We start from the raw sequence: 26,914 nt of genomic DNA, 5'->3' as shown, positions 1-26,914 counted from the left end.
CAATCGACCGGGAAATGCACCATCCCACCTTGGGTCTGCTCAATGGATTGATAAGGCCCTTGACCTTGTCTCCCCTACATTTGACAAAGTGATTCTGCGCGGGGATACGGATTTTAGTCTGACCACCAATTTTGACAGGTGGGATGAAAGATGTACCTTCATTTTTGGTATGGATGCCAAAAAAAATTTAATAAGAATAGCCTGTGATATTTCAGAAACAGAATGGCAGTTGCTTGATAAAGTTCCACGGGTGGTAAAGACCGAGGAACGTACAAAACCGGAAAACATAAAGGCCCAGGTGGTTAAAGATAGAAATTTTACGAATTATCAAACCGAATGTGAATTCTTCGCTGAATTTGAGTATAAGCCGGGAAAATGTCAGAAATCATATCGAGTAATCGCTATCCGAAAAATAATCAATGTCTCAAAGGGTGAAGATCAGCTTTTTGATGATCGTCGATTTTTTTTCTATATCACCAATGATCGGTGCAAAACGACGGAATCCTTAATTCAATTATATCGGGACCGGGCAAACCATGAAAATGATATTGAACAGTTAAAAAATGGCGTTCATGCCCTGAAATCTCCTTCAAACACACTCAATTCCAATTGGGCATATATGGTCATTGCCGCCTTGGCATGGGATCTCAAGGCTTGGTATGGAATGTTAATGCCTTACCGGGTTTTGGGAAATCAAATTATGAAGATGGAATTTAAGCGATTCATCCACACCTTTATTAATATCCCATGCCTGATCATAAAAAAAAGCCAGGAAAATTATCTATCGGGTTGTCGGTTATAATGATCAACTCAAACATGTTTTCAATTTTCTTTTCCTTTTGAAAAAATTTGAATTTTCATAATCAAGGAATAAACGGACAGCCACTTCAAATGGGTTGAAGTGGTGAGTCATAAAATCATCATAGCAAAAGGACGGTTCCAGGTGTGCATTCTTAAATTTTGTAACGTAAATATTTTTAAGGAGGAGTTGCGTCCTTTTTTTCTGGCCCTTTTTCAATTATGTTTCAAAAGTAATCTGTTCTATTTTTCGAACCAATATACGATCGAACTTTAATGAACACGCTTGTTTTAGGTTTAGTTGGAATCTCCAAAGATGCTTTTGCAAATTGGCAGGTGTTGAAGACCAACGGTATGCCGTATGCAGTGGGCAACTTGCCGCTGGTCCGTGCAATCACAAAGGGTGAAAGCGTAAGAGAAGATTTTATCGTTCGGCATCAAGATGGTTCAAATCGTATTTGTGATGCATCTGCGTATCCCATTTATGAAAACGGTACAATCATTGGAGGTATGGTCATTTTCCTCGATATAACTGAACGTATACAAGCTGAGGAAGAACTCAACCGTATCTTTGAACTTTCGCCAGATCTGATTGGTGTTGGAAATCTAACGGAAGGGTATTATAAACGCGTAAATCCAGCATATGAAATTTCTGGTCGTCCTTTGGAAGAGTTTCTATCAAGGCCATACATGGACTTCATACATCCTGATGACCACAATGCGACAGCAAACGTCATTGGGGTTATGCAGTCTGGCAAGGCTATTTCCGGATTTATAAATCGTTATCGCTGTAAAAATGGATCGTATAGAAACATCGAATGGCGTGCCACCTCGACCCAGGAAGATGGCACAGTACATGTGGCAGGAAGAGATATCACAGATCGACTAAAAGCGGAAAAAAATCTTAAAGAAAGCGAAGAAAAATATAGAGAACTGTTTAACAGCATAAGGGACGCAATACTCGTAACTGATATTAATAGATCAATAATAGATTGTAATCCTGCTTTTACTGAATTGTTTGGCTATTCAATTGATGAGATAAAAAGGAAAAAGACACTTTTTATATACGAAAACGAGAAACAATTCCAGGAGCTTGGAAAATCGTTGCAGAAACGCTATGGACAATCTCCTTTTTTAAAAACTGTCAATTATAGGAAGAAAAATGGAGAGGCGTTTTCCGGTGAGACAGGTGTCTTCTTTTTAAAAGATCAAGAAGGTGAGATTACCGGTTTCATAGGACTTATCAGAGATGTCACTGAACGCAAAAAGTTAGAATTACAAGTTCGCCAAGCTCAAAAAATGGAATCCATCGGAACTCTGGCTGGCGGTATAGCACACGAGTTTAATAACATGCTTGCTATCATTATTGGGAATAATGAGCTGATAATGGAAGAAGTATCTCAATCGAGTCTGGCCAAAGAGAGTGCTGAAGAGATCCGAATTGCAGGATTACGTGCCAGAGATGTGGTGAAACAGCTTTTAACATTCAGTAGACAGGACGACACCATTCAAAAGCTTATGGATCTCAAATTAGTAGTAGAGGAATCCATGAGGCTTATTCGCTCATCAACCCCTGCAAATATAAGAATAGAGCAACATTTATTACTAGGTACCTGTCCTGTCTTGGGTAATGAAACCCAGATAAATCAACTTCTTATAAATTTGTGTAATAATGCCGTTGACGTTTTACCGGAAAAGGGAGGTATAATAACTATTGAGTTGTTAAACGAAATCGTAGAGAACTGGCAAACCAAGCATCAGGTAAAATTAAGACCCGGTAAATATGCTAAACTAAAGGTTAGCGATAATGGTTTCGGGATGGACAATGATATTCTTGATAGAATATTTGATCCTTACTTTACAACCAAAGATATTGGAAAAGGAACAGGCATCGGGATGGCCATAGTACACGGTATAGTAGAAAAACACGGAGGCGCAATAACTGTCGATAGCAGTCCTGGTCGGGGTTCAACCTTCACCATATTTTTGCCAGTTCATGATGGTCTCACTGCACAGAATATTGACGAACAAAATATGCTCCCAGTAGGAGGTGAACATATACTGTATGTCGACGATGAACCAGCAATAGCAAAACTTGGTAAACGCCTATTGGAAAGTCTTGGATACATTACTGAATCAATCTGCGATCCGGAAGAAGCATTCGATATGGTGAGAAGCGATCCTTATAAATTTGATTTGCTTGTCACAGACATGGCCATGCCCAATATGACCGGAGATCAGTTAGTTGCTGAAATATTAAAGATCCGTCAAGATATGCCGACGATTATATGCACGGGTTATAGCGCCAAGATTTCTGAAAAAGAAGCTACTGACATTGGAGTACAATCATTTGTAATGAAACCGATTAATAAATCCGAGTTAGCTAAAACAGTCCGAAAAGTCCTGGATGACGCTAAAAATTCTAATCTTGCAGGGCAATAATATTGCCATATGAAAGGTCAGGTTTTCTACTAACTCATCAAATTGAGGTGCTTCCAGTACATCTATAAAACCAGTCAAAAACTATAGGAGAAATCTTTACTTGTAACAATAACATTTTGCGGCTTGACCGTAGAATAGCATTGTAGGAATTTACTGATTAACTGGGCTTGTCGGTTGTTTCCCTGCAAACCCCTGAGTTAAAAACTCAGGGGTTTGACCATTCATTACGGTCAGAAGCAGGTTTTTCCATCATTTTTTTGCCACCACGTTCAGTGGTATGCTGACCGTGCCAGTTAGAAATTAAGACTCAGGGTCGCCCCAAAGGTTCGGTCCGTCATGGGATATCCCTGACTGTTGGAGTACTCTTCATCCAGCAGATTATTGACGTAAAGCTTCAATGTGCCCTTTTTGAGATGATACCGGTTCTTAAACAGCTGCTGCTCCACGGCAAAATCAAATACATGGTAGCTGTCCAGGCTGACCTCGTTCACATACAGGTCGCTGGGATCATCGTCAACCATGCCGAGCACCTGCTGAACCTGTTTGTCCTGGAATTTGTAATCCAGAAGCAGCAGGGTGTTTTCAAAAAGATTGTATTGAAGCCCGGCATTTAAACGGTGTTTGGCCCGATCACTCAAATCCTGGTCGGCCCACTCCTCTGCTCCTCCGTTGTGCGGGCCTTTGTATTTCCACTCATTAAAGGAGTAACTCAGATAAAAGTAGAGGTTGTCCAGAAGATTGCCGTTGATCTCCACATCCACGCCTTCCTTGTGGACTTTTTCAAGTTCCACCATGCGTCGTCCCCAAAGGGCCTGCTTAAAATAATCCGTGGCCGCATTTGCCCAGATACCGTAATCCTTAAACTCATAATGGGACACATCCACGTTGAGAAAAATATTACTCCACAATCTTCTGGTAAACACCACGTCATATCCAATCCCATGGGTGGGATCAATCTCAACACCCGATCCCCAGCTGCAAACTTCGCAGTAGTCTCTGGGGGTCCATATTTTGCTGACACCCAGAGAGATAGATGTATCCCTGAGCCATGAAGCAAGGTCATCCATCTGGTAGGTGACAAAGGATTTGGGAGCCAGTTCCGTATAATGTCGTTTTACATGGGTTGAGGGGTGTGAAGAATCTTTGTAGGCCCCGTCGGGATAGGTGGCGGAGGGTTCCCACCAGTTATCCCACCAGACATTGATGTCCTCGTACCTCAGACCGGCTGTCCAGGAGAGACGGGGAATGATCTGCCATTTATCCTGGAGATATCCGGCCCAGGTTTCAACTATCTTTTCCGAATATTTCTGGTACAGGTGAGCTGTGTCCATGCCTACGGTGATTTGATGATTGTCCGATATCTTGAATTCGTTTTTCACCAGAGCCCCATAGGAGACATAATTGGTTGTATAGGAGCTGTAGTCATACCCATTACGGTGGTAGGATTGCCCCTCATCTGTATAATATGCTCCAAGCGACCAGGTTCCCATGGCGGATGGTTGCTTAAAATCAAAACGAACGGAGTGACCATCATAGTCTCTCCTGCTGTCATCATCTGGATTCATCCACCTGGGAGAGACATCCTTTGTCTTAGTCACAGGATAATCGTTATCATAATCATCCCGGTCAGGATCATTGGCACAGGGAATTTCCCGTTCAAGGTCGCTGTACGTGCCGGTTAGACGGATATGTCCACCCGACGGCAATTTGTAACCCAGCCTTCCGGTTACCGTATCTATGTCTGCTTCATTGTTTCTCAAATAACCGTCTGTATGGTATTTTTCATAGCTGAAACCTAAATTCAAACCGCCTTTCCCACCATTGAGGTCCACCCTTTGATTCTGGGTGTTATAACTTCTGAAACTTGTGGAGAGACTACCATTCAATTGTGGTGTTTCATAAAAAACCGGCTCTTTGGTTTTAAAGTTAATGACGCCTCCAAAACTTTTACCATCATAAAGTGCGGAATGGGGGCCTGAGATAAATTCAATGCTCTCCACAAGGGAAAGGGGGATCATGCCGAAGTCCACATAATGGGTCCCCCACCAGCCACCGGTCTTTTGGATGACCAGACCATCCACTGATATCAGGAACTGTCGAACGTCAAATCCCCTCATCTGGATACTGTCGGACTCCGGAACCAGGTCACTTTCTCCCCTGAAATCAATGGTTGCACGATCCTTGAGGATATCCAGCACATTGGTGGGTTGTCCTGCAATATTGTAATCGTCCATGAAAACTTCTGTTTTGTTGGGACTGAGTTTGACGTTCTGGGCCGTAACCTTTATCTCCTTCAATGCAACGGTATCACCCGATGATTCATCGGCAACCTTGTTTTCATCGGACAGGACCGTCCCGGTCATGAACAATACCAGAAATGTAGCAAAAACAAACAATTTTTTCATCTGTACCATTCTCCTTTTTCTCTCCCTTGGGTTCAATTCTTTTCTTGAAATTCAGCCTGAAAAACCAAATTCCAAAACGACAAAAGCCTGAAAGGCTTCCATGGATAATTTCCCTATCCTTGGAAGCCTTCCAGGCTTCAATTAGCGGAATAATAATTCTTTTTTTGCCGGGAATTAAAACTCCCGATTTTGGTTTTCAAGGGCTTTTAAACGGTCTTTTAACCAAAAAAACTCATAAAGGTCACCCTATTCATCCCTAAACGGCTTCTGCCGAAATATTATAAGCATGTGCTAATTAGTATTCTCAAATAAAAAAGTCAAGTTTTTTTGCAGGGCAGGGATAGGGTGCTGCTGCAGCACTAATTTTTCACAAGCAATCAGCTCCAAGGCAGTCTGCGCATGCTTGAGTGTTGATGGGGAGGGCACGTTGGCTTTTAATGGTGGGATTGGTATGCATTCAGCGTGAAAAAGTATCCCCATTTCAAGGCATCCATAGAGGAGAGAAGAAGATGTGTTATCTTACCTGTTTTGTAGTATCTTTGGCTATTTTAATTATATGTTTGGCTCCTCGCTGTTTCATGTGGAAGCCACTTCACAGTTTAAATCCGCACTGACCGATGGCAATAAGATTGTTGTTTCCGTTCGTATTTCCAAATTTGGCAGAATCAGCTTTACAATTGCCTTTGAAGGCAGAGAGAGGCCACCAGTGGTCGACTTGCCGCCACCGGGCATATTGTAGCCGTTGAGCTGGACAAAGTCACTGAAACCACTGTTGAAATTCCGGAAGCATTCAAAAAAGCTGTCAACACCGTGCACCCCCCATAACTGGGCATCCTTAATTCACTGCTTGACACCTTTTCAAAGCATTCCCTTGTTGTCTGGGAATCTCCTCAGAAAATGGGAATGTGACCCAGAAAAGAGTCAATTATTTTTGTAGGTAATATGAAGGATGCCCATAACTGACCCGTTTACTGGACGACCCCTTTCTCTTTCAATACAACAATATTTTGGGCATCATATCCCAGTCCCCGGAGGATATCATCGGTATGGGCTCCCTTGTCGGCCCCTCGGGTGCGGGTACCGGGACGGCATTTCCCGAAACGGGCCGGATAGCCCGGTACATTTATCTCGCCCAGGCCGGGATATTGAGCCGGCCGAACATAGCTGTTGGCCTTTGCCTGGATATCATTTTCCACATCCATGACCTTCTGGATGGGGGCGAACATCAGCCTGGCTGCCATGAAATCTGCCATCCACTCATCCCGGGACCGGCTGGTAAAAAGTTCATCAAGCCGGGAAGTCAATTCATCGGAGGTTATGGGCCCCCCTTTTTCATTGGTGAATTTCGGATCACGGGCAATTTCCGGGACACCCATGACCCGGCAAAAGGTGTCCCAGTACTTCTCCTCGGGATGGTGGGTACACATCACCCATTGGCCGTCCCCACAGCAGAACACATTCCGCAGGGGCGAATGATGGGACCGGTCCGAAGGCACACAGGGGTCGATTTTCAAAGTATTGGCCAGCATCAGATTGATATGCTGAAGCCATAATGACGAACTGTACAATGAAACATGGACTTCCTGGGAAATACCCTGTCGCTCCCTGGCCAGCAGGGCCGCAAGTATGGCATGGGAGAGACTGATGGCAGTGGCCTGGTCAAGCAGCCCAATATGCAACATGGCCGGTAACTCCCCGCCCGTGGTGTACATCAGGCCGGAGCAGGCCTGTCCCAAAGGGTCAAAAGCGCCAATATCCTGCAGGGGACCCTCCTGGCCGTAACCGGAAACACTGGCATGGATAATCCTGGGATTAATGGCACAGATGGACGCATGGTCCAGCTTCATCTTATGGGTGGTGCTTTTGCGAAGGTTGATCATGAACACATCTGCATCCCGGATCAGGCGGTTGAAAATCTCCCGACCCGCCTCGGTGTTGATGTCCAGGCAAATATTCTTCTTGTTCCGATTGGACACTTCAAAGGTTACGCTGCGACCATCAGGCCCGGCCATGTCCACGGCCCCCACCTTGGTCCAATAACGGATGCCGTCTCCCACCGGGTCTTCCACTTTGATCACCTCTGCCCCCAGATCGGCCAATATGGCCCCACCCCCGGGGCCTGCATGAAACACACCGTACTCAACGACCTTTATCCCTTCCAGGGGCAGAGGGGCGTCATCCCGGCCATCTTTGTCATGATAGCTGATTTCCATTCACGCTCTCCTTTGTTAATTCATGAGTTCCAGGTTCTCCAATTTCATACCAAAAGAGTACACGAACCTGTATTTATAATATTTATTGCCTTATGGTGGCAAGTTTCAATGCAAGCCCTAAAAAGACGGTTCCGGCCACACGGTTTAGAATTTTTTGTATGTTCGGGGATTGATTCATTCGTTCCCCAAGATAGCCAGCCACCAAAGCAATTCCACCAAAAATCATAAAGGTGGCAAGGATGAAGATCCCCCCAAGCATCAGGATCTGAAGGGGAATACTACCCTGTGAAGGGGTAACAAACTGGGGTAGGAATGCCAGAAAAAAAATGGAAACCTTTGGGTTGGTGATATTCATGATAATTCCCCGTCTGTAGAGCTTACCATGGGAAATGCCTCCCACAAAGCCGTCACCGGAAACCTCCTGGGCCGAAGCACGAAAGGCTTGCCAGGCTAAATAGACCAGGTACCCTGCCCCCACAAATTTGAGTAGAGAAAAAGCCACCACCGATGTCTGAAAGATGGCGGCCACACCCAGGGCAACGGCAGTGCTGTGAAAAACAAGTCCGGTGCAAAGCCCCATGGTGACCAGCATACCAGCCCAACGCCCCCGTAGGGTAGATTGGGTCAGTACAAAAATATTATCCGGTCCAGGTGCCAGTGCTAAAAGTATGGCTGCTGCAAAAAATGTCAGCATAGTCTCAAAAGGTATCATTTTATTGAGTTCCTTTCCAGGTAAGTTTAATGCCTTTACCGGGGCTTTTAAAGTGCTGTTTTAAGGATTTGGGCTGACACCTCAAGGGTCACATCAGCCATTTCTGAAAGGGCTGTCATCCCATGTTTTTCAAGTGCATTAATAATATCTGGGCATCCTTCATATCACCCTAAAAGTACTTTACAGTGTTTTGGGGGAAATCCCTGCAAATGGAGAATGTTATAAAAAAGTGTAAAGTACTTTTGAAGGATGCCAATATCTGGAATTTGAGTTTTATCTATTCCATAATCGGTCAGCCGGGTTTTCATGCCCAAGCTCTGGCAAAACGCTTCGGTCCTCTCAATGGCTTGATCAACGATCTTATCATCTCTGCCATCAGTGCTCCCCGGACTCCGGTGCGTCCTGGGGACGATGGGCCAATAAGATACGGCGATTATCTGCTTTATTTTGAGGTATGCCCCGCTTCCTTTTTCTGCTCTTTTTTTTCCACTAAACAATGCAACGCATCTTTGGTGAAGAGGGTTGAAAAACATTTATTGCATGAAATACACCGGGCCTTTTTCCGGTCCCCTGATGCCCATCTTTTAACCAGATGGGGCTCCCTGATAAGGGGTCTTGACAGGGCAACATAATCTGAAATCCCAGAGGTTACAGCGTCTCCGGCAATAGCATAGGAAAGAAAACCACCAACCAGAATAAGGGGGATACCTACCTCCTTCTTAAATGCCCGGGCAGCCTCTCTGTAGTAAACTTCCCGCTCTTCTGACTTTGAGGTACCAGCCCTGGAGGGAAGATATTTTCCAGATTCAAAGGTACCGCCGCTCATCTCAATGGCATCCATGCCACGGTGTTCAAGCATCTGACAAACCGTTATCATCTCATCTACGGTCATCCCGTCTTCAAGAAAATCCTCGGAGTTGATTTTAACCATTATGGGAAATGAGGTTCCCACCCGTTGTCTGATCTCTTCGTAAACCTGGACGAGCAACCTTGCCCGGTTTTCAAGGGTTCCCCCATATTCATCATCCCTTTTATTATAATGGGGCGATAAAAACTGACTGAGCAGATAGCCGTGGGCTGCATGGATTTCTATGGCATCAAAGCCAGCTTTTACAGCTCTATCAGCAGCATCCCCAAAGGATTTAACGGTTTTATCAATATCATCAACCGTCATGGCAGACGCTTTTTTAACATCTTTTTTAAAAACATCTGAAGGGGCAAAAGGGGCATAGGCGTCTTTTCCGATGCCATGTTTTCCGGCATGGGCCAGTTGCACGGCAACAAGACCGCCATTTTGGTGAACAGCCGAAGTAACCTGGTTCAGGCTGCCAATCATGTCATCTGAATAGATGCCCATCTGCCGGGGACCGGCCTGCCCTTCCCTTGTCACATGGGCGTGCCCTGTGATAATAAGCCCCACGTCCCCCTGGGCAAGTTGTGCCATGCATTCCAACAGCTGGTCAGTGGCCTTTCCATCCAAATCTGCCATGGCCTCGTAGGTGGCGGATCTGACGAAGCGATTTTTTATATTCATTCCATTAATAGTGGTTGTTTCAAATAATGTAGACATTTTTTTCCTTTTCCTTACGGATTAAAATTTTGATGACGGGTCATAACATCGAGCAGGCATCATAATTGATGCTCTAAAATCAGGCATTTGAATAATAATGTCAATACCCCTTGGCCCAAAGAATCAAAAGGGTTCCTGTCATTATTTTTATAAGATTGGCTTGACAAGGCCATTCTCAAGGTTCATATTCAGGTAGTTGAATAGTGTTTGCTGGGGGCGCTGATAGCGGCTGAGAAGGATTGTTATGATCCTGTCCCTTGGAACCTGATGCGGATAATTCCGACGTAGGGAAGCTGATATTTACTTTTCAAATGATATCTTCCTTGTGAGTTTTCGTCCACAGCCCTTTGTCATGTGTAATACAACAAAAAGGGCTTGACGCTGGGTCACGGCATGTTTTACTGCCCCAATACCCCAAAACTTACAACGGTCTTTTCTATTACTCTTCCATCTTGTTCCGATTTTAATTTTTTTAAAAACAACATGAAAAATCGTTCTGGAATTCGCCCAGGGCTTTTTTTATTGTTGATGGATTTTTTTTATGATGGAACACCACGCATTGGCCAGGCAGATATTCAATCTGTGCACCAAAATCCGTGAACAAAGGCCCCTTGTGCATGTGATCACCAATTTTGTGGTGATGAATCAGACGGCAAATGCTCTGCTGGCCCTGGGGGCCTCTCCCACCATGTCCTGGGCCAAAGAAGACGCTGAACACATGTCAAACATTTCAGATGCCCTGTGCATTAACATGGGCACCCCCCTGAAAGACCGCATTGAGGTGATGAAAACACTCATGGGCCATGCCCAGGAGATGAATAAACCCGTTGTTTTAGACCCGGTGGGCTCCGGTGCCGGTGCCCATAGAACAGGCATTGCAAAATCACTTTTTTCACTTGCGCCCCACAAGATAATCAGGGGCAATGCCTCTGAAGTCTGTTCACTGGTGGATGATAATCACACAACAAGGGGGGTTGACAACACCATCTCCCTGAAAACCGCCAAGAAAATATTGATGGGACATGGCAGAACCCAGGGCAGCGAAAACAAACTTAACGAAGATCAGCCCGGGTGGCAGGCCCTCTTGACATCGGCATCTGCTTTGATTATCAGCGGAGAGAATGACATGATCCTTGGGACGGATCAACGCATGATACTCAAAAACGGAACCCCATTGATGAACGCCGTCACCGGTACAGGATGCATACTGTCTGCCATGACAGCCGCCTTTTATGCTGTTGCCGAGAATGGGTTTGACGCTGCCGTTGCCGCCGCTGCAGTGGCCGCCATCGCAGGGGAGCTTGCCGCTGAAAAAGCTGCAGGACCGGGAACCTTCATGCCCCATTTCATGGATGCATTATACCACATGGACCAGGAGACCCTGACAAAACGCCTGAATGCGGAGAATTGACGGCAACATTGATTACGACATCCATGTCCTGGCGGACACAACGAAAAATGAAAATGGCAATATGCCGCCGCCCCCCCCCCGACGGGCAATGGCCCCGGACCGGAACTGTAGACAGCTCGATTGTCCGGTTCCTATTGACCATCGGGGGGGCGGCTCTGCCGAGGTTGCCTTGAAGGCTGCCTTTTCATATAACGGTCATATCCTGGAGGACACAACGAAAATAGGGTCGTAGACGCGGAGCCAAATGGCATTATGCCGCCCCTCCCCCGACGGGCAATGGTCCCGGACTGGAACTGTAGACAGCTCGATTGTCCGGTTCCTATTGACCGTCGGGGGAGGGGCTCTGCTGAGGTTGCCTTGAAGGCTGCCTTTTCACATAAAAAATACATGGCTGTAACCACCAGCCACAACGAATAATGAAAAAGTAGTTGCGGTTAGAACCCAGTACCCAGTACCCGCTTTTTCATATATAAAACTTTTAAATAAAAGGAAAAAAACATGGAAGAAATTCAAACGATAAAACCTTCCCGCCTGAAGGGCATTCTGTCCGCATTTGGACCGGCATGGCTCATCAGTGCTGTGGCAGCCGGTCCCGGCACCACATTAAGCGTTGCAAAGGCCGGTGGAACATACGGCTACAGTTTTTTGTGGGTCATTATTCTAAGTGTTGTGCTGGCCTTTGTCTGTCAGTACATGGCCGCGAAAACCGCATTGATCGGGGGCAAAGGCATCGTCTCCATTGTTGAAGAAAAATGGGGAAAGGCTCTTGCCTGGTTCGTGGCCGTGGATGCCCTGGTCGTCATCTGGCTATGCAACGTGATTTTATTAAAAATTCTGGTGGCGGTGACGGAATTTGTCACCGGATTTACCACGCCTTTATGGGGACTTTTTTTTGTGGCTGTTTTCTATGGACTTGTGGCCATGGGCGGCTATAAACCCATAGAAAGGATCTGTAAGGTGGTTGTTTCCCTGCTGGTCATCTGTTTTATTGCCACCCTTTTCATTGCAAAACCGGATCTGGGGGCAATCATGGGTGGGCTCGTTCCGGATTTGACAAATTTCGGTGCAGCGGAGATCATGATGATGACAGCCATCATGGGCGGTTCCATCCATGTAACCATCCTTTCCATGCAGACCTATACGGTGCATGAAAGGGGATGGACAACTAGGGATTTGTCGCTTGCCCTCACCGACACGGCGGTGTCCCTTCTGGGGGCCTTTGGTCTTTATTGCACAGCCATTTATCTCACCGGAGCAAGTGTGCTCAACCCTGCCGGAATTCAGGTATCAAACCTTTTTGAAATGGCTGATGCCATCAAGCCCGTTCTGGGTAACTATGCCCATGGATTTTTCTGTCTGGGTATCTGGTGTGCCGTTTTTTCAACCATCATGCCCACTTTTATCGCGGCATCCTATGTGGTTGGAGACAAGATGAAATGGGAGTTTAAGCCGGGCGAAACAAAATACAAAGGAATTATTCTTGCCGGATGCCTCATTGCGTTGCCAGGGGCTTTTCTGCCGGGAAAACCGGTCAATCTTTTGATGCTCATGCTGGCCCTATCATTTGTGGGCACCCCGCTCTTTGTGGGCATATTCATGAAACTGCTCAACGACAAAGGCTGGGCCCAAGAGCATAAAAACGGGTGGTTGCTAAACATCGGAGGTGCCACGGCACTGCTGGTCACCCTGTTTCTTGGCGTGAAATGGGTAACCAAGATCCTTTAGGAATTGCTCTGAAATAACATGCCTGCTTCAAATGAAGGGCGGTGCCTCTCTATTTTTAATAGATAGAAATCCATTCGGACACATTCATTTAACAGAACGGGGTCAGGCCTGGCCAATGGGTGTAATTTATTCGGATCCATGCAACAACAGCATTTTTCCAGAAATAATACCCATAAACCAAGCCTGACCCCACTGATTCCACAATTATGATGGCCGCCTGTCGTGTAACATACCGTGGAATGGACGGCGTATATTAGAAGAGGAGATTGGGCAGCCACATAACCACACCGGGATACAGCAGAATAAAAACAACCACAGCCAATTGTATGAGCACAAAAGGCAAAATAGAGCGATAAATGTCTGCCATTGATACCTCAGGCGGTGCAACCCCTTTCATGTAAAACAGGGTAAATCCAAAGGGCGGCGTCAGATAATCCATCTGCACCTGAGTCATGAAGAGCACACCAAACCACACCGGATCATACCCGAGCTCCACAATAATGGGAAGAAATACCGGAACCGTGATCATCACCTGGGTGATTTCGTCCAGAAAAAAACCAAGAACTATCAATACCACAAGGATAAAGCCGAAAATCAGGGCCGGGTTCTCAAAACCCAGCAAAAGGTCGGAGATCAGATCCTGCCCACCTGTGCGGAAAAAGATACTGGTGAAACAGGCAGCTCCGAAAAGTATCCACATGACCATGCCGGTGATTCCCATGGACCTGACAGCGGCCTCACTGAGCATTTCCCAATTAAGCCGGCGGTTTATCAAAGCACTTATGATAGCACCGGCAACACCCACAGCTGCAGCCTCGGTGGGCGAGGCAACCCCGGCAAAAATGGTACCAAGAACCGCAGCAACCACGCCAATGGGAAGAATCAGCCCCTTGGCAAGGATAATCAGTTCCTTAAGGGACACTCGTTGATCCTTGGGCAGGGCCGGTGCATACTCGGGTTGCAGATAACTTCGTATGGCAATGTAAGCCAGAAATGAAGCCACAAGGATCAAACCGGGGACAACACCACCGGCAAAGAGTTTACCAATGGATACCCTTGCCACCATTCCGTAAACAATCAGCGAAATACTTGGCGGAATTAAAAGCCCCAGTGCTCCGCCAGCCAGTATGGGGCCAATGGCAATGCTCTTGTGATATCCCTGCTTAAGCATAATGGGCAGGGCGATGATACCCATGGTGACCACTGCAGTGGTACTTACTCCGGACATGGCCGCAATAATGGCACAAATCAGTACGGTACCCATGGATAATCCGCCACGAACCGGTCCCAGGGCCTGGTACATAAATGCGTAGAGGTCTTCAGCAACACCGGATTTTTCCAGTAAACATGCCATCAAAATAAAAAGGGGCATGGCAATGAGAACCATGCTGGACATCATGCCAAAAACATTGGTGGCGACAAAGGGAAGCGTCTGGGCTCCAAAAAAGAAAAAAGCCGTGATAATAGCACTGCTGGACAAGGTAAATGCCATGGGAAATCCGGTGATCAGACCAAACAACAGACCGCCCACAAGGGTCAGCACAGGTAGTAATTCCGTCATGATAGTTCCTTCCCTGTAAACGCCATGTTAAGAGTTCTGATGTATTTGGCCAGGCCCTGGAGAAGCATCAAGAAAGCGGCCAGGGGGACGCATAGTTTCACCGGCCACAAGGGAGATGCCCAGGGTGAAGGAGAAACTGTCTGCTTCAACTCAAAGGCGCGCACACCGATGTGTAAACCATGCCAGAACAGCAGACCGATGAACATAAAGAAAAGAGGATAGGTAAAGCTGTCGATAATAGCCCGACCTCTTGGTGAAAAAAGGTTATAAACAATATCTATTTTCACATGTTCATCGTGCAGAAGTACATAAGCTCCGGCTATTACGGCATAGGCACCGAAAAGATGGAGTGCCAGTTCGTGGCACCAGATGGTAGGCGCGTTAAACGCAAACCTCATAATGACATCATACAGCAGAAAAAAGGCAAGCAAGAAGACAAAAACACTTATCAATCTTCCGCTCCATTCGCTGATAGAATCTATTATGCTCAAAATTCGTCTCATTGTATTTTCCCTTTTACTTTTTTTCCTTTAATTAAGGCATGAAAGACACGCCACCTCCCCATGGAGGCGGCGTTTTTTCCAGAAGAATTATTTTTTTTCCCAATATCCTTTTTCGATGGCCCATTTTTGCGTAATATCAAAAATTTCTTTAAAGGCTGGGTCTTTCAAATATTTTTCAGGGACAACTTCACTGGCGGTCTCTGACAGTATCCGGGCATCTTCTTCTGACCATTCAATAATTTCGATACCTTTGGCCTTAACTACTTTCCATGCTGCTTCAATTTTTAATTCAGCCTGGAACTTGTTTCTTGCAGATCCGATTTCGCAGGCAGCTTCCAAAATGGCTTTAAGATCATCAGGCAAAGAATTCCAGGTATCAAGATTGACGATAAAGGCATCCGTGGCAGGACCTACAGCTGTGGGATTTTTTACCCAGTATTTTGTAACTTCATGGAAACCCATGTCCACCATGTCTGCTGCATGGGAAAAAGTGATGGCATCAACGCCGCCGGTGGAGAGCATGGTATAAATTTCGTCTGCAGGAGTCCAGATGGTTCCTGCGCCCAGTTTTGCCAGCTGAAGTGCGATCAACTCAGAAGATCTGAACTTCAAACCTTTGATATCTTTGACACCCATAATGGGTTTTTTGGAAATCATCAGGTTGTCCAGGGTCCAGTATACGTTCCCCACGAGATGCACACCATGTTTGGCGTATTCTTCACGCAAAATCTTCATGATACGCCCGCCTTCGTACTCCTCATATAAGTAGCGCATTTCGGCGATGGTCTTGGGTGCGGCCATGCAATCGCCATGGGTAAAGGCGATGGGAAGCTGTCCGGGGAAATATCCCGGCCAGATAAAGGTCGCCTGCATAACGCCCATACCAACAGCATCCAATTGTTCAGCCACAGGAACGATGGCCCCTGGCGCGCTGGGTTTCATGAGAATACGGCCGTTGGACATCCGTTTTACATAATCGGACATGTATGCGATGGTATCCCAGCTGATGCCGGAAGGCAGCCAGGACGAGGGTTGCCATCTGTAGGTCTTGGAAAATGCCGGCATGGAGGAAGCCATTATCAAAAAAGCGCCAATGAACGCGACCATTATACCACGGGTGAATTTACCTTGAACTTTCATTTAATTCTCCTTGCAGAAAAACGTTTAAATTTAAATATCCGTAATTGCAATTATACCTGTAACCTGCCTTCACCTCCTTTTTTTGAAATTGACCACAACATCAAGTTATACACAAACGAAAAGGAACAATATCGCCATTAACTCAATAACATTTTCTACATAAATCCCTTAAAGGGCGAACGTACCATGGTGGTGTGTACATAGTTTATCATCGTAAAAAAATCAAACACAGGAAGTCCCACCGCAGCCTGAACCGCATGTGCATAGGGAGGCAAATCACTGCATTCCAGCAGGATACTGCCGATATCGGGATTTTTACTTATCAGGTCCCGAGCAACACCAACTACTTCTTCCTGGATTTTATCGGAATCAAGGGTCCCTTTTTCCTTTAAAACGGCATTTTTGAATTCCGGCTGATTTTCCATACCGGCGATAGCAAGAGGAAGGTCCTTGGGAACACCTGTGGATGTAAAATGTTTGGTTTGAAGGCAAGTGGCATCAGCTGTGATCAGCCCTATTTTTTTGCCGGTTATCTGATACATGAAGGGAAGTTGTAAAAGCGTGGATAAAAAAACTGGTATTTCAAGATCTTGGGCTACTTCCTTCTGAAAAAGTGCCATAAAGCCACATGCGCCGGTAATGGCATGCACCCCGCTGTTATACAACCTTTTGGCGGCATCAATAAATGGCGTAACCAGCTCCGGGTCCCGTTGATTGAGCAGTCGGTCAATGGAAGCCCCCTCTACTTTCTCATAGCGGACAGGAAATGGAAACGTACTGGCATTACCTACATTCCCGGGAACACAGGGATAGGATGCGTCCAGTATTAAAATACCAATGGATTCTCCATACCATGCCTGCTCAGGCCTGGAAACAGAAAATATCGTCATAAGACCTCCTTAAATTGCATGAATCCTATTCATGTTTACCAAAAGAATACTTATAATAGAATGTAATGTCAACACTAATATACGTACAGAAATATTAGTGTTGACATTTCCATATAAACGCTACAGTTACAAGCATGGCAGTGCTTGATAATGACATGGGTCAACCATCATTAATGCTGAAACAGGGGGGGTGGGCGTATGTTATTGAAAAATAAGCCCCTGCAATTGAGGAATGGGTTTGGCAGGTGTAAACTACTTTTAGCGAATGGTTATTTCAGGCTTGGTCACAGCTTTCAGCATCTGTCACTCTTGACAGGGTGCAAGCCTGTTGCCCACCCATTATGATGTCTGGCAGATGGTGTAATCAAAGCCCCTTGTCGGCTTTGGTTACTCCATCGGGCACCTTTGGGTGGAATCAGACTTGCGTTATTGGGGCCTGGTTAGAACGTGGCCCACTTTTGTTTATCTTCTGCCATGAAATCAGCCATTTTCAATTTTTCATTTATTTGTTATATCATATTTTAAAATCCCACATGGCGTAATCACCGGGAAAAAAGCGACTACCCAAAAAATCATTAATCGTGGGACAAAGATTGGAATCATAACGGAGACAGGTAAAAATATGAAACGAATTTCCGTTTTAATTTATTTTCTTATTAGTTCTATTCTCTTGTCCAGTCCCGTTTTTTGTAAACAAATCAAGTTGTCCGTTGGATTAACGGTTGCTCCTTATGTGATTAAAGCTCAAAAGCCAGAAGAAAAAATATCGGGCTTTGAAGTGGATATTGTGCGAGAAGCCTTCGCATTGAAAGGATATGAAGTTAAATTCATCCTGCAGCCCCTCAAAAGAACAAAATTATCCTTTAACGAAAAAAAAGTCGATGGCGTTCTCACCATTAAAGGACATTATCCCCAGGTCAAAGGGGCATTTCTGTCCGAGGATTACATTACCTACCATAATTTTGCTGTAACACTTGCCGGAGAAAACATAAAAATTAATTCCATCCATGATCTGGCTGACAAAAAAATCATTGCCTTTCAACAGGCCCAATTTGCATTGGGCAAAGAATTCAAAACCATGGCACATCAGAATCCCGATTATAGAGAAATGGCAAGTCAGGAAAATCAGATCGGAATGTTTTTCTACAAACGAACACAGGTGATCATTATAGATGATCGCATCTTTACTTATTATAAAATCAAACGCAAACATTTCTCCGCACATCAGGCCATCATATTCCATAATATTTTTGAACCGAGTTCATACAAAATTGCTTTCCGGAAACAGGACATGAGAGACGCATTTAATCAAGGCTTAAAGACAATCAGGTCATCGGGGCGATACGACGGCATCATTAAATCCTACATTGAAGATCCACCGCCTGTTGAAAACAGAAATGATTCTGTTGATGGAAATTAAAACCATGACCATTAAAAAACCTGCAGGCATCACCTTGCTGGTGGTATCCATGTGCTTTAGTGTCTTTTTTTTGTCTTACAGTCAATACATAAAGCAGTGGACTGTCCAGGAGATGGCCAAACATGCTGAAATTATAAAAGAAGATGTTTGGGAAACCAATTATGAGGGGGCAAGGCCATATCTTACCCTGGTTGCAAACCGGGAGAACTATTCAAAAATAGAACTCAGGCATGCAGATGCAACGCTGCTGACCATTGAGGGCCCCCGCTTAAACGCCATTGATTCAATCTTAAATCAGCTCGGACTTTTTCCTGAAACAAAACTTATCAATGATATCCAATACGATGGTCAAAACATCGGAACCTTGACAGGGTATCACCGAAATATGTCTTTTTATGTTCATTTTTTCGCATTCACACTTTTCCTGCTCATATATATTATCATCAGAATGGTTTTGGATATCACCAGGCGGAAAATCACGGAGGTTGAGCTCAAAAAACGTGATGTCAAATATAATAAAATGCTTGCCAATATTGCAGATGTGCTCTTAATCATTGATCGGAATGGCATTACTCAATATGAAAGTGAAAATATAACCAGACATTTTGGATGGAAACCGGAAGAACGTGTGGGCACCAGCATATGGGACACGATTCATCCCGATGATTTAAAATTCTCACAGAACACCTTTGAACGGCTGCTCAATACACCCAACGAACCTATTACGGCGGCGCTGCGCGTCAAATGCAGGAACGGCCAATTCAAATGGATTCAATTTACAGGGATAAATTTATTCCATGATCCTGATATCAAGGGAATTTTAGGAAATTACCATGATATCTCTGAAAAAAGAGACACAGAAAATGAAATCAGACTTAAAAATAGAATACAAAGCGCTCAACTCAGATTAATCAATGGGGCTCACGGACTTTCAACAACGGCACTTTTACAGAAATTTCTTGACGAAGCAGAGATACTCACGCAAAGCACAATTGGATTTTATCATTTCTTGAACGAAGACGAAAAATTTATCTCCCTTCAAGCATGGTCCACAAACACCATGAAGACTGACTGCATTGCTAAACTCCCCCAGCACTACCCTGTTGATCAAGCCGGTATCTGGTGTGAGTGCGTTCAAAAAAGAAAAACGGTAATTCACAATGACTACAATAATCTCAAAGACAAAAAGGGGCTTCCTGATGGCCATGTGCCTGTGATTCGTGAACTTGTGGTGCCCATTTTCAGGGACAATCAAATTGTGGCGGTTCTTGGGGTGGGCAACAAACCGGTTGATTATACCCGGGTGGACGCACAGACCATTGAAATCCTAGCAGAACTGGCATGGGAAACGGTTGTTAGAAAGAAAACCGAGGACAAAATCAATACAAGTGAGGAGAAATTTCGCCTGGCGTTTTTAACGAGTCCGGATTCAATTACCTTGAGCAGAGTCGAGGATGGTATATTTCTGGAAATCAATGAAGGATTTTTACAAATGCTGGGTTACTCAAGGGAGGACGTGATCGGTAAATCCTCTTTGGAACTTAATATATGGAAAAACAAGGAAGACAGGGACCGTTTGACGTCCATGTTGAAAAAAGACGGTATTGTTGAAAATCTTGAAGTTGAATTTCTAAGCAAATCAGGAACGGTGATATTGGGGCTGATCTCAGCAAGGGTGCTTAGAATTGAAAATGAAAATTGTCTGCTTTCCATAACCCGGGATATCACCGAACAAAGAAAACTTGAACTCCAATACCGGCAAGCCCGGAAAATGGAAAGTATCGGTACCCTGGCCGGTGGCATTGCCCATGATTTTAACAACATCCTTTTTCCCATCCTTGGGCATTCAGAAATGCTTTTAAAAGATTTACCTGCGGATGATTCCAATCGAAAAAGCATAGATGCCATACACACAAGTGCCCTGAGGGCCAGGGACCTCGTAGGTCAAATACTTACCTTTTCCCGGCAGCAGAACGATGAAATAAAATTGATGCTGATTCAGCCGGTTTTAAAAGAATCATTGAAAATGCTCAGGGCCACCATACCAGCCACCATAGAAATCAAACAGCATATCGCAACCGATTGTGGCCCTGTCAAGGCGGATCCCACTCAAATTCACCAGATGATAATCAATCTTGCAACCAATGCATTTCATGCCATGGAAGAAAAAGGAGGCATTCTTACCGTTGAATTAATTCCCCTGCTCCTTGATAAAAAGGACCTGATAATCCCTTTGACTAAGCCGGGTCAATATGTCCTTTTATCTGTAAAGGATACGGGAGACGGCATCCCGGACAATATCGCAGAAAAAATATTTGAGCCGTTTTATACAACGAAAGTAAAAGGGAAGGGAACCGGGCTGGGGCTGTCCGTGGTTCACGGCATTGTAAAAAAATTTGGCGGTGCCATTGAGTTACACACTCAACCGGGTTCGGGTTCTGAATTCAAAATATATCTGCCCATGGAATCAATGAATTATTATTCCCCCCCCGGCATCATCGGAACCCATACCAAAGGGCACTGAGCGCATTTTACTTGTGGATGATGATGAAAGCGTCGTTAAAATAGAAAGCCACATGCTTGAACGTCTGGGATACAAGGTGACCAGCACAACAGACAGCATTGAAGCCCTTGAATTTTTTAAAAAGGGTTATGATGATTTTGACCTGGTGATTTCAGATCTGGACATGCCCAAAATGGCCGGAGATAAACTGGCCCGTAAATTATTATCAATCAAACCGGATACCCCCATCCTGTTATGTACGGGATTCAGCAATACATTGACACCCCAAACCTTATTGGAAATCGAAATAAAAGGATTACTCAACAAACCTATTATTCTGAAAGATCTTGCCCAAAAAATACGCGAAATTCTGGACTAATTGATGAAAAAACAAAAGCCTGCAATTATGATGGCTGATTGATGCTGCCATGACATGGAAACATCGACCAGCATCACTTTCTCGTCAACAGGGTAATAAACTTGTGATTGGCCTTGGGAAAGGGATAAGCATCAATTTCACCCGGGGTGATCCAGCGATGGTCCACCGGCCCGGTGAGAGACACCTGTCCTGACACATACCGGCACAGGTACACATCCATTTCAATTTTAAAATGGGTATAGGCATGCTTTACACGGGTAAGATGGGAAATCACCGCCACCTCCAGTCCGGTTTCTTCCTTAATTTCCCGGATACAGGCCGCCGGTGCCGTTTCGTTGTTTTCCACCTTGCCGCCGGGAAATTCCCACAACCCTCCCAGTAAGCCTTCGGATTGTCTCCGGGTGATCAGCAGCCTGTCATCTTTTTCCACAACCCCCACAGCAATGTGATGGGTGGGCACCGGCTTGGTTTTATTGCGTCGGGGATAATTCACGACGGCATCCTTTTTCAGAGCAAGACAGTAAGGGTTCAGGGGACAGGCAAGGCATCCGGGCATTCCCGGGGTGCACACCAATGCCCCGAGTTCCATCATGGCCTGGTTGAACATAGCTGGCTGGGTTTGTTCCAGCAGCCTGTCCGCCACTGCCTGAAACGCTTTATGGGACGGCCCGTGGTTCACCGGGGTCTTCAGGGTGTAAAGCCGTGACAGAACCCGCTTAACATTACCATCCACAACGGCCAGGGGCACACCAAAGGCAATGCTCAGCACCGCCGCTGCAATGTAGTCCCCCACCCCGGGCAGGGATTTGAAATTTTTTTTATCCCCGGGGATCTTCCCATCAAACTGATCCACCACAACCCCGGCTGCTTTATGAAGGTTCCGGGCCCGGGCATAATATCCCAGCCCCTCCCACAGTTTGAGCACCTGTTCCTGGTCTGAGCTGGCCAGAGATGCCAATGTGGGAAACCGCGTCATAAATCGGTGATAATAGGGAATCACCGTGGTCACCTGGGTCTGCTGCAGCATCACCTCGGACACCCAGATGGCATAGGGATCATTGGTTTTCCGCCAGGGAAGCCGTCGCTGGTTATCCTGGTACCAGATCATCAGATTCTTCTGAATTTCAATCCGTGTACGTTCATGCACTTTCACCGCAAAGATTCCGGTGAGATCATCATAAGTCATAGCGATTCAGGGGTATCCCATGGGTTAAATTTATGGGATCTTCAATGTCTGTATTCATTCAGCAATTCTCTCCAAAAACGTAAATATTCGTGTTGGTAATGTAAATATTCGGACAGTGCCCCACATTCGCCTGTTTGGGACTGCGTAGCATACGAATTGAATGCTATGTGAGAACTCCAAAACAGGTGAGATGGAGTGCTGGCCGAATATTTACCCAGAAACAGTTTGTGTGGGACTTAATAAATTTTACCTTAAAAAACAAGTTCTTGACAAAAGTGTGGGGCATGTTTTAATACTCCAGGCATTTCCAGCATAGATCCGCTTTTCGGATCCTGACGGGGGAAGGCATGCCTGCACTGCATAGATATTAAATGAAGCATATTCTTTTTCAACATAAAAAACAAGGAGGCTTGGTCACAGGATCGGCCATAAAAATATGTCAACCTACATTAAATTAATACTCACCGCCATTTTCTGGGGAGGCACCTTTATTGCGGGCCGATCCATTGCCCCGGATGTCAACCCGGTAAACGCCGCTTTTCTGCGCTTCAGCATTGCCTCCATTTTTCTGGTGATTTTCACAAAAAATATTGAGGGGGCCCTGCCCCGGATTTCAAAAAAACAGGTGTTGCCCATTTTCCTGCTGGGTGCTACCGGGGTTTTCGCCTATAATATTCTTTTTTTTGAAGGGCTGCATCACATCCATGCCGGACGCGCCGCGCTGATTATTGCCATGAACCCCATTGTGATCAGCGTGTTATCTGCGCTGATTTTCAGGGAAAGGCTTAATTTAATAAGAGGCATTGGAATTCTTCTGTCGGTGACCGGAGCCCTTGTGGTCATTTCTAACGGGCAGCTCACCCATGTCATGGGCTATGATATCGGCAGAGGAGAATTATTTATCTGCGGATGCGTGGCCAGCTGGGTGGCCTATTCCCTCATCGGAAAAACGGTGATGGGGGCTTTATCCCCTCTTGTTTCCGTTTGTTATTCGTCCATGGCAGGAACCCTCCTTCTGGCCGTTCCATTTGTATTCAACGGTCAGTTCCATGAAATCATGGCCTATAGCCTGCCGGACTGGGGCAGCCTGTTTTATCTGGGATTTTTTGGAACAGTGCTGGGCTTTTTCTGGTACTATGAAGGCATAAACACCATCGGCCCCATGAAAGCCAGCGTGTTCATCAATCTGGTACCGGTCAGTGCCATTACCCTTTCTTATTTTATTCTGGATGAACCCATTACCCCCTCTCTGTTTGCAGGGGGAATACTGGTTATTTCAGGGGTATATGCCACCAACGCATCCGACATGATCAAAAACAGCCTGACACGACTTTCCCACTGTCTGAAATAATTTCCGGGCTTGGTCACAACCTCGGCCATTTTGGGCTTGGTTTATTGGCATTATCGTTGCATTTGGCACTTGCACAGGCTGTGAAATGATTACGCCAATAACACAAGCCTGACCCCGTTGATCCATTGACGTTCAGCCCAAAGAAACCGATGATGGGTTAAAGGCCATGGGTGCCATCTTACCCCATAATTTCTTTGTCACATTGACGTGAATCCATGGAACGTGCTATGAGAAACAGCATAAGCACCAAATGTGGTCATACTCACTGACAACGGTGGATATTATGATAGTACCCTATCATGGGCCTGATGGTGACGTCACCCGCCATCCAAATGGATGAAAGCCGTTAAAATCGGGTCTGATTCATGACAGTTCCGCATACAAAAAGGGTTGATTCGAAAAATGGACAACAAGACGATCCTCATCGCCGACACCCATCCATCAAATCTTCAATTTCTCAAAACCTGTTTTGATTCTGCAGAGTACCAGGTACTACAGGCATCAAATGGAAGCCAGGCCCTTGAAAAGGCAATACACGTGCCGGATGTAATACTTCTTAACCCCATGCTGCCGGAAATCAATGGCGTTGAGGTATGTCAGCGCTTGAAATGCCTTGACAGCACAATGGATATTCCGATTATTGTTATGCCCGACTCCCCGGAGGATGCGGTCCTTATCCAATGTTTTGAAGCAGGGGCAGTTGATTATATTTTAAAGCCCTTCCAGAAACAGACCCTCCTGCAACGGGTGCGCATTCGTCTGGGTTTAACAACAGCGAATGACCGTTACAGGCGGATTGTGGAAAAGGCATCCGATGTCATTTACTGTACTGATGCGGCAGGCCGCATCAACTATGTCAATCCCTTTACAGAGCAACTGCTTGGCTTTTCCAAAGACGAAATCATCGGCAGGAAATACCTTGAATTCATTCGTCCTGATTTTACAGTAAAAGTAAAAACATTCCACCAGCATCAAATAAAAGAGAAGGTGGAAAAACTGTACACCGAAATTCCAGTGATGAGCAAACGCCGAAAGCATATATGGCTGGCACAGCAATCGCAGTTGTTAATGCGCGGGGATGAGGTCATCGGATTCCAGGCCATTTCAAGGGATATAACCCAGACAAGACAGCTGGAAAAAAATCTCAAAAGCCTTGCCAATGAGCTGGAAGTAACCAACCGGCAATTGATCCAGGCAAATGATCAGGCAAGTGAGATGGCGGCAAAGGCCCAATTTGCCAATATTGAAGAAAATGAACGACTGGACACCCTGCGTCAAGAGATGAAGGCATCCGTTGCAAATCTAGAGGAGCTGATGTCGCAACTGGCAGACACTCCCCTTTCAGATCCCCAGCGCCAATACATCCAAAGCATTCGTTCCGCTTGTGATCATCTGACAGACGTAATTCATGATAAAATGGGAGAACTCCTGGAATGACAACAACTGAAATAAATCCTGTTTTTGAATTTTATTATGTTGCCCGACAACCGGTTTTCAATAATTCAGGGGAGATCTGGGGACATGAACTGCTGTATCACAGTGGTTCAAATGACCAGGTGAATCACATTACCAACGAAAACATTGCATCCCTGTGCGTGGCAACCTCCGGTTTCAGCATGTCTCAATTCTACCAGGAAGCATCACGAAAAATCTGCATGCATTTCACAGAATCACTTCTTCTTGATGGGTCCCCCCAAGGGCTTCCTGCCCCCATTACAGTGATTGAAATACCGGGGGAGATCATGCCTTCCCCCCGGCTGATTAAAATGCTGGCCTCCTTTAAAGAGGAGGGATACACCCTTGCCATGGACGCGTACTCGGGGACAGCCCCTCAAAAACAACTGCTGGACGCTGTTGATATCGTTAAAATTGACATATCCACCAGATCCATGCAGGAAATTGAACATATTTTCTCAGTGCTCAAGGAAAAGAAGATCTTAAAACTGGCAAACAAGGTTGAAAACAGAAGTGATTTAAAACAATTGAGATCACTGGGATGTGATCTGTATCAAGGTCCATTTTTTGCTAAGCCGGTAAAGTTACGTGGACGCAAATTAAAACCAACGGAAATCTCAAAATTTCGTATTCTGCAGGCATTTGAGAATCCCAACCTTGAACTTGAGACCATACAGGAAATAATCAAAGCAGATCCCAGTATCACTTACCAGCTGCTGAAACTTTTAAATTCTGTGGTATATGGCTTTTCCGTCAGAATTGAGTCGGTGAAGCGTGCCGTTAACCTCATCGGGCTGAAACAGCTGACATACTGGTTACGCATGGTGGTGATGTCAGACCTGTCTGTAAAAAGCCAGACGCCGGAGCTTTATACCCTGGGGCTTACCCGAGGCCGATTTCTGGAAGAACTGGCCATGAAAGGGGAAATTAAATCAACCAATCCGGAGACCCTGTTCCTGTTTGGCATGTTGTCTTTGATAGAACCCATGCTGGAGATGCCCATGAAAATGGTGCTGGAGGAACTGCCCCTTTCCGATGAAATCAAAAATGGGTATGTGGACAACCGCTCCATCTACTCAAAATACCTGAAGCTTTCCATTGCCATTGAAAATTTTGATCTCCAGGGCATTGATAAGATATGTCTTGAGCTGGGAATGAATAAAAAAGCGGTTGCCACGGCATCAAGCAGGTCCATTGCCTGGGCCAATAAAATGGCCCAGGCAATGGAATAACAACCGTTCCGATTCAAA

The 26,914-nt window shown here is 45.4% G+C and carries 18 protein-coding genes, 1 pseudogene and 1 riboswitch; of the genes and pseudogenes, 10 read left to right on the top strand and 9 right to left on the bottom strand.

Translation table 11 applies throughout. The annotated features are described in order from the left end of the window. Both ACYQ2M_RS09650 and ACYQ2M_RS09645 read left to right on the top strand, forming a co-directional pair. Nucleotides 1–863: pseudogene (locus ACYQ2M_RS09650) on the top strand (transposase); the annotation flags it as partial. Nucleotides 864–1,074: 211 nt separating this feature from the next. Then, nucleotides 1,075–3,240: a PAS domain-containing hybrid sensor histidine kinase/response regulator gene (locus ACYQ2M_RS09645; protein ID WP_459916124.1), complete on the top strand. Its 2,166-nt coding sequence runs from the start codon at nt 1,075–1,077 to the stop codon at nt 3,238–3,240. 293 nt (nt 3,241–3,533) lie between these two features. Here the strand turns inward: ACYQ2M_RS09645 and ACYQ2M_RS09640 are convergent, their stop codons facing one another. From ACYQ2M_RS09640 to ACYQ2M_RS09625, 4 genes are all read right to left on the bottom strand, one after another. After that, nucleotides 3,534–5,645, bottom strand: coding sequence for a TonB-dependent receptor, FCYXU motif-type (locus ACYQ2M_RS09640; protein ID WP_459916123.1), 2,112 nt, complete (start codon nt 5,643–5,645; stop codon nt 3,534–3,536). A gap of 968 nt (nt 5,646–6,613) precedes the next feature. Further along, a complete protein-coding gene (locus ACYQ2M_RS09635; RefSeq protein WP_459916122.1) occupies nt 6,614–7,858 on the bottom strand; it encodes a CaiB/BaiF CoA transferase family protein in 1,245 nt (414 codons plus the stop codon). Between the two features lie 82 nt (nt 7,859–7,940). Then, nucleotides 7,941–8,570 (bottom strand): LysE family translocator, encoded by a 630-nt coding sequence (locus ACYQ2M_RS09630; RefSeq protein ID WP_459916121.1) that lies wholly within the window; start codon nt 8,568–8,570, stop codon nt 7,941–7,943. 442 nt (nt 8,571–9,012) lie between these two features. Next, complete coding sequence (locus ACYQ2M_RS09625) at nt 9,013–10,140, bottom strand: oxidoreductase (RefSeq protein WP_459916120.1); 1,128 nt, start codon at nt 10,138–10,140, stop codon at nt 9,013–9,015. 202 nt (nt 10,141–10,342) lie between these two features. Beyond that, a riboswitch (TPP riboswitch) is annotated at nt 10,343–10,448 on the top strand. A 233-nt stretch (nt 10,449–10,681) separates the two neighbouring features. On the opposite strand from ACYQ2M_RS09625, the gene thiM reads away from it, so the two are divergent. Beyond that, nucleotides 10,682–11,551 carry a hydroxyethylthiazole kinase gene (thiM, locus tag ACYQ2M_RS09620; RefSeq protein WP_459916119.1) on the top strand — a complete coding sequence of 290 codons (870 nt, stop codon included), beginning with the start codon at nt 10,682–10,684 and terminating at the stop codon, nt 11,549–11,551. 498 nt (nt 11,552–12,049) lie between these two features. Continuing rightward, nucleotides 12,050–13,276, top strand: coding sequence for an Nramp family divalent metal transporter (locus ACYQ2M_RS09615; protein WP_459916118.1), 1,227 nt, complete (start codon nt 12,050–12,052; stop codon nt 13,274–13,276). 253 nt (nt 13,277–13,529) lie between these two features. On the opposite strand, the gene ACYQ2M_RS09610 is transcribed toward ACYQ2M_RS09615, so the two are convergent. From ACYQ2M_RS09610 to ACYQ2M_RS09595, 4 genes are all read right to left on the bottom strand, one after another. Further along, entirely contained in the window at nt 13,530–14,837 is a 1,308-nt protein-coding gene (locus tag ACYQ2M_RS09610) for a TRAP transporter large permease (RefSeq protein ID WP_459916117.1), read from the bottom strand. Then, on the bottom strand, nt 14,834–15,340 hold the full coding sequence (locus ACYQ2M_RS09605) for a TRAP transporter small permease subunit (RefSeq protein ID WP_459916116.1): 507 nt from the start codon (nt 15,338–15,340) through the stop codon (nt 14,834–14,836). The genes ACYQ2M_RS09610 and ACYQ2M_RS09605 overlap by 4 nt, the downstream gene beginning before the upstream one ends. Before the next feature lie 87 nt (nt 15,341–15,427). Next, on the bottom strand, nt 15,428–16,480 hold the full coding sequence (locus ACYQ2M_RS09600) for a TRAP transporter substrate-binding protein (protein WP_459916115.1): 1,053 nt from the start codon (nt 16,478–16,480) through the stop codon (nt 15,428–15,430). Nucleotides 16,481–16,635: 155 nt separating this feature from the next. Further along, complete coding sequence (locus tag ACYQ2M_RS09595; RefSeq protein WP_459916114.1) at nt 16,636–17,370, bottom strand: aspartate/glutamate racemase family protein; 735 nt, start codon at nt 17,368–17,370, stop codon at nt 16,636–16,638. A 622-nt stretch (nt 17,371–17,992) separates the two neighbouring features. Between ACYQ2M_RS09595 and ACYQ2M_RS09590 the strand changes: the two genes are divergently transcribed. From ACYQ2M_RS09590 to ACYQ2M_RS09580, 3 genes are read left to right on the top strand one after another with little or no spacing between them, the layout of a single operon-like run. After that, on the top strand, nt 17,993–18,790 hold the full coding sequence (locus ACYQ2M_RS09590; protein ID WP_459916113.1) for a substrate-binding periplasmic protein: 798 nt from the start codon (nt 17,993–17,995) through the stop codon (nt 18,788–18,790). A gap of 4 nt (nt 18,791–18,794) precedes the next feature. Next, nucleotides 18,795–21,314: a PAS domain S-box protein gene (locus ACYQ2M_RS09585; RefSeq protein WP_459916112.1), complete on the top strand. Its 2,520-nt coding sequence runs from the start codon at nt 18,795–18,797 to the stop codon at nt 21,312–21,314. Nucleotides 21,315–21,327: 13 nt separating this feature from the next. Further along, nucleotides 21,328–21,672 carry a response regulator gene (locus tag ACYQ2M_RS09580; RefSeq protein ID WP_459916111.1) on the top strand — a complete coding sequence of 115 codons (345 nt, stop codon included), beginning with the start codon at nt 21,328–21,330 and terminating at the stop codon, nt 21,670–21,672. A gap of 73 nt (nt 21,673–21,745) precedes the next feature. Here the strand turns inward: ACYQ2M_RS09580 and mutY are convergent, their stop codons facing one another. Further along, a complete protein-coding gene (gene mutY, locus ACYQ2M_RS09575; RefSeq protein ID WP_459916110.1) occupies nt 21,746–22,858 on the bottom strand; it encodes an A/G-specific adenine glycosylase in 1,113 nt (370 codons plus the stop codon). A 436-nt stretch (nt 22,859–23,294) separates the two neighbouring features. Between mutY and ACYQ2M_RS09570 the strand changes: the two genes are divergently transcribed. From ACYQ2M_RS09570 to ACYQ2M_RS09560, 3 genes are all read left to right on the top strand, one after another. Next, the gene (locus ACYQ2M_RS09570) at nt 23,295–24,209 is read left to right on the top strand and encodes a DMT family transporter (protein ID WP_459916109.1); all 915 of its coding nucleotides are present in this window, start codon (nt 23,295–23,297) and stop codon (nt 24,207–24,209) included. Nucleotides 24,210–24,611: 402 nt separating this feature from the next. Continuing rightward, on the top strand, nt 24,612–25,646 hold the full coding sequence (locus ACYQ2M_RS09565; protein ID WP_459916108.1) for a response regulator: 1,035 nt from the start codon (nt 24,612–24,614) through the stop codon (nt 25,644–25,646). Beyond that, nucleotides 25,643–26,896, top strand: coding sequence for an EAL and HDOD domain-containing protein (locus tag ACYQ2M_RS09560; RefSeq protein WP_459916107.1), 1,254 nt, complete (start codon nt 25,643–25,645; stop codon nt 26,894–26,896). The genes ACYQ2M_RS09565 and ACYQ2M_RS09560 overlap by 4 nt, the downstream gene beginning before the upstream one ends. Nucleotides 26,897–26,914 lie beyond the last annotated feature (18 nt).

The sequence above is a fragment of the Desulfocicer niacini genome, from assembly GCF_054657595.1.
This window is presented reverse-complemented; position numbering and strand designations above follow the sequence as displayed.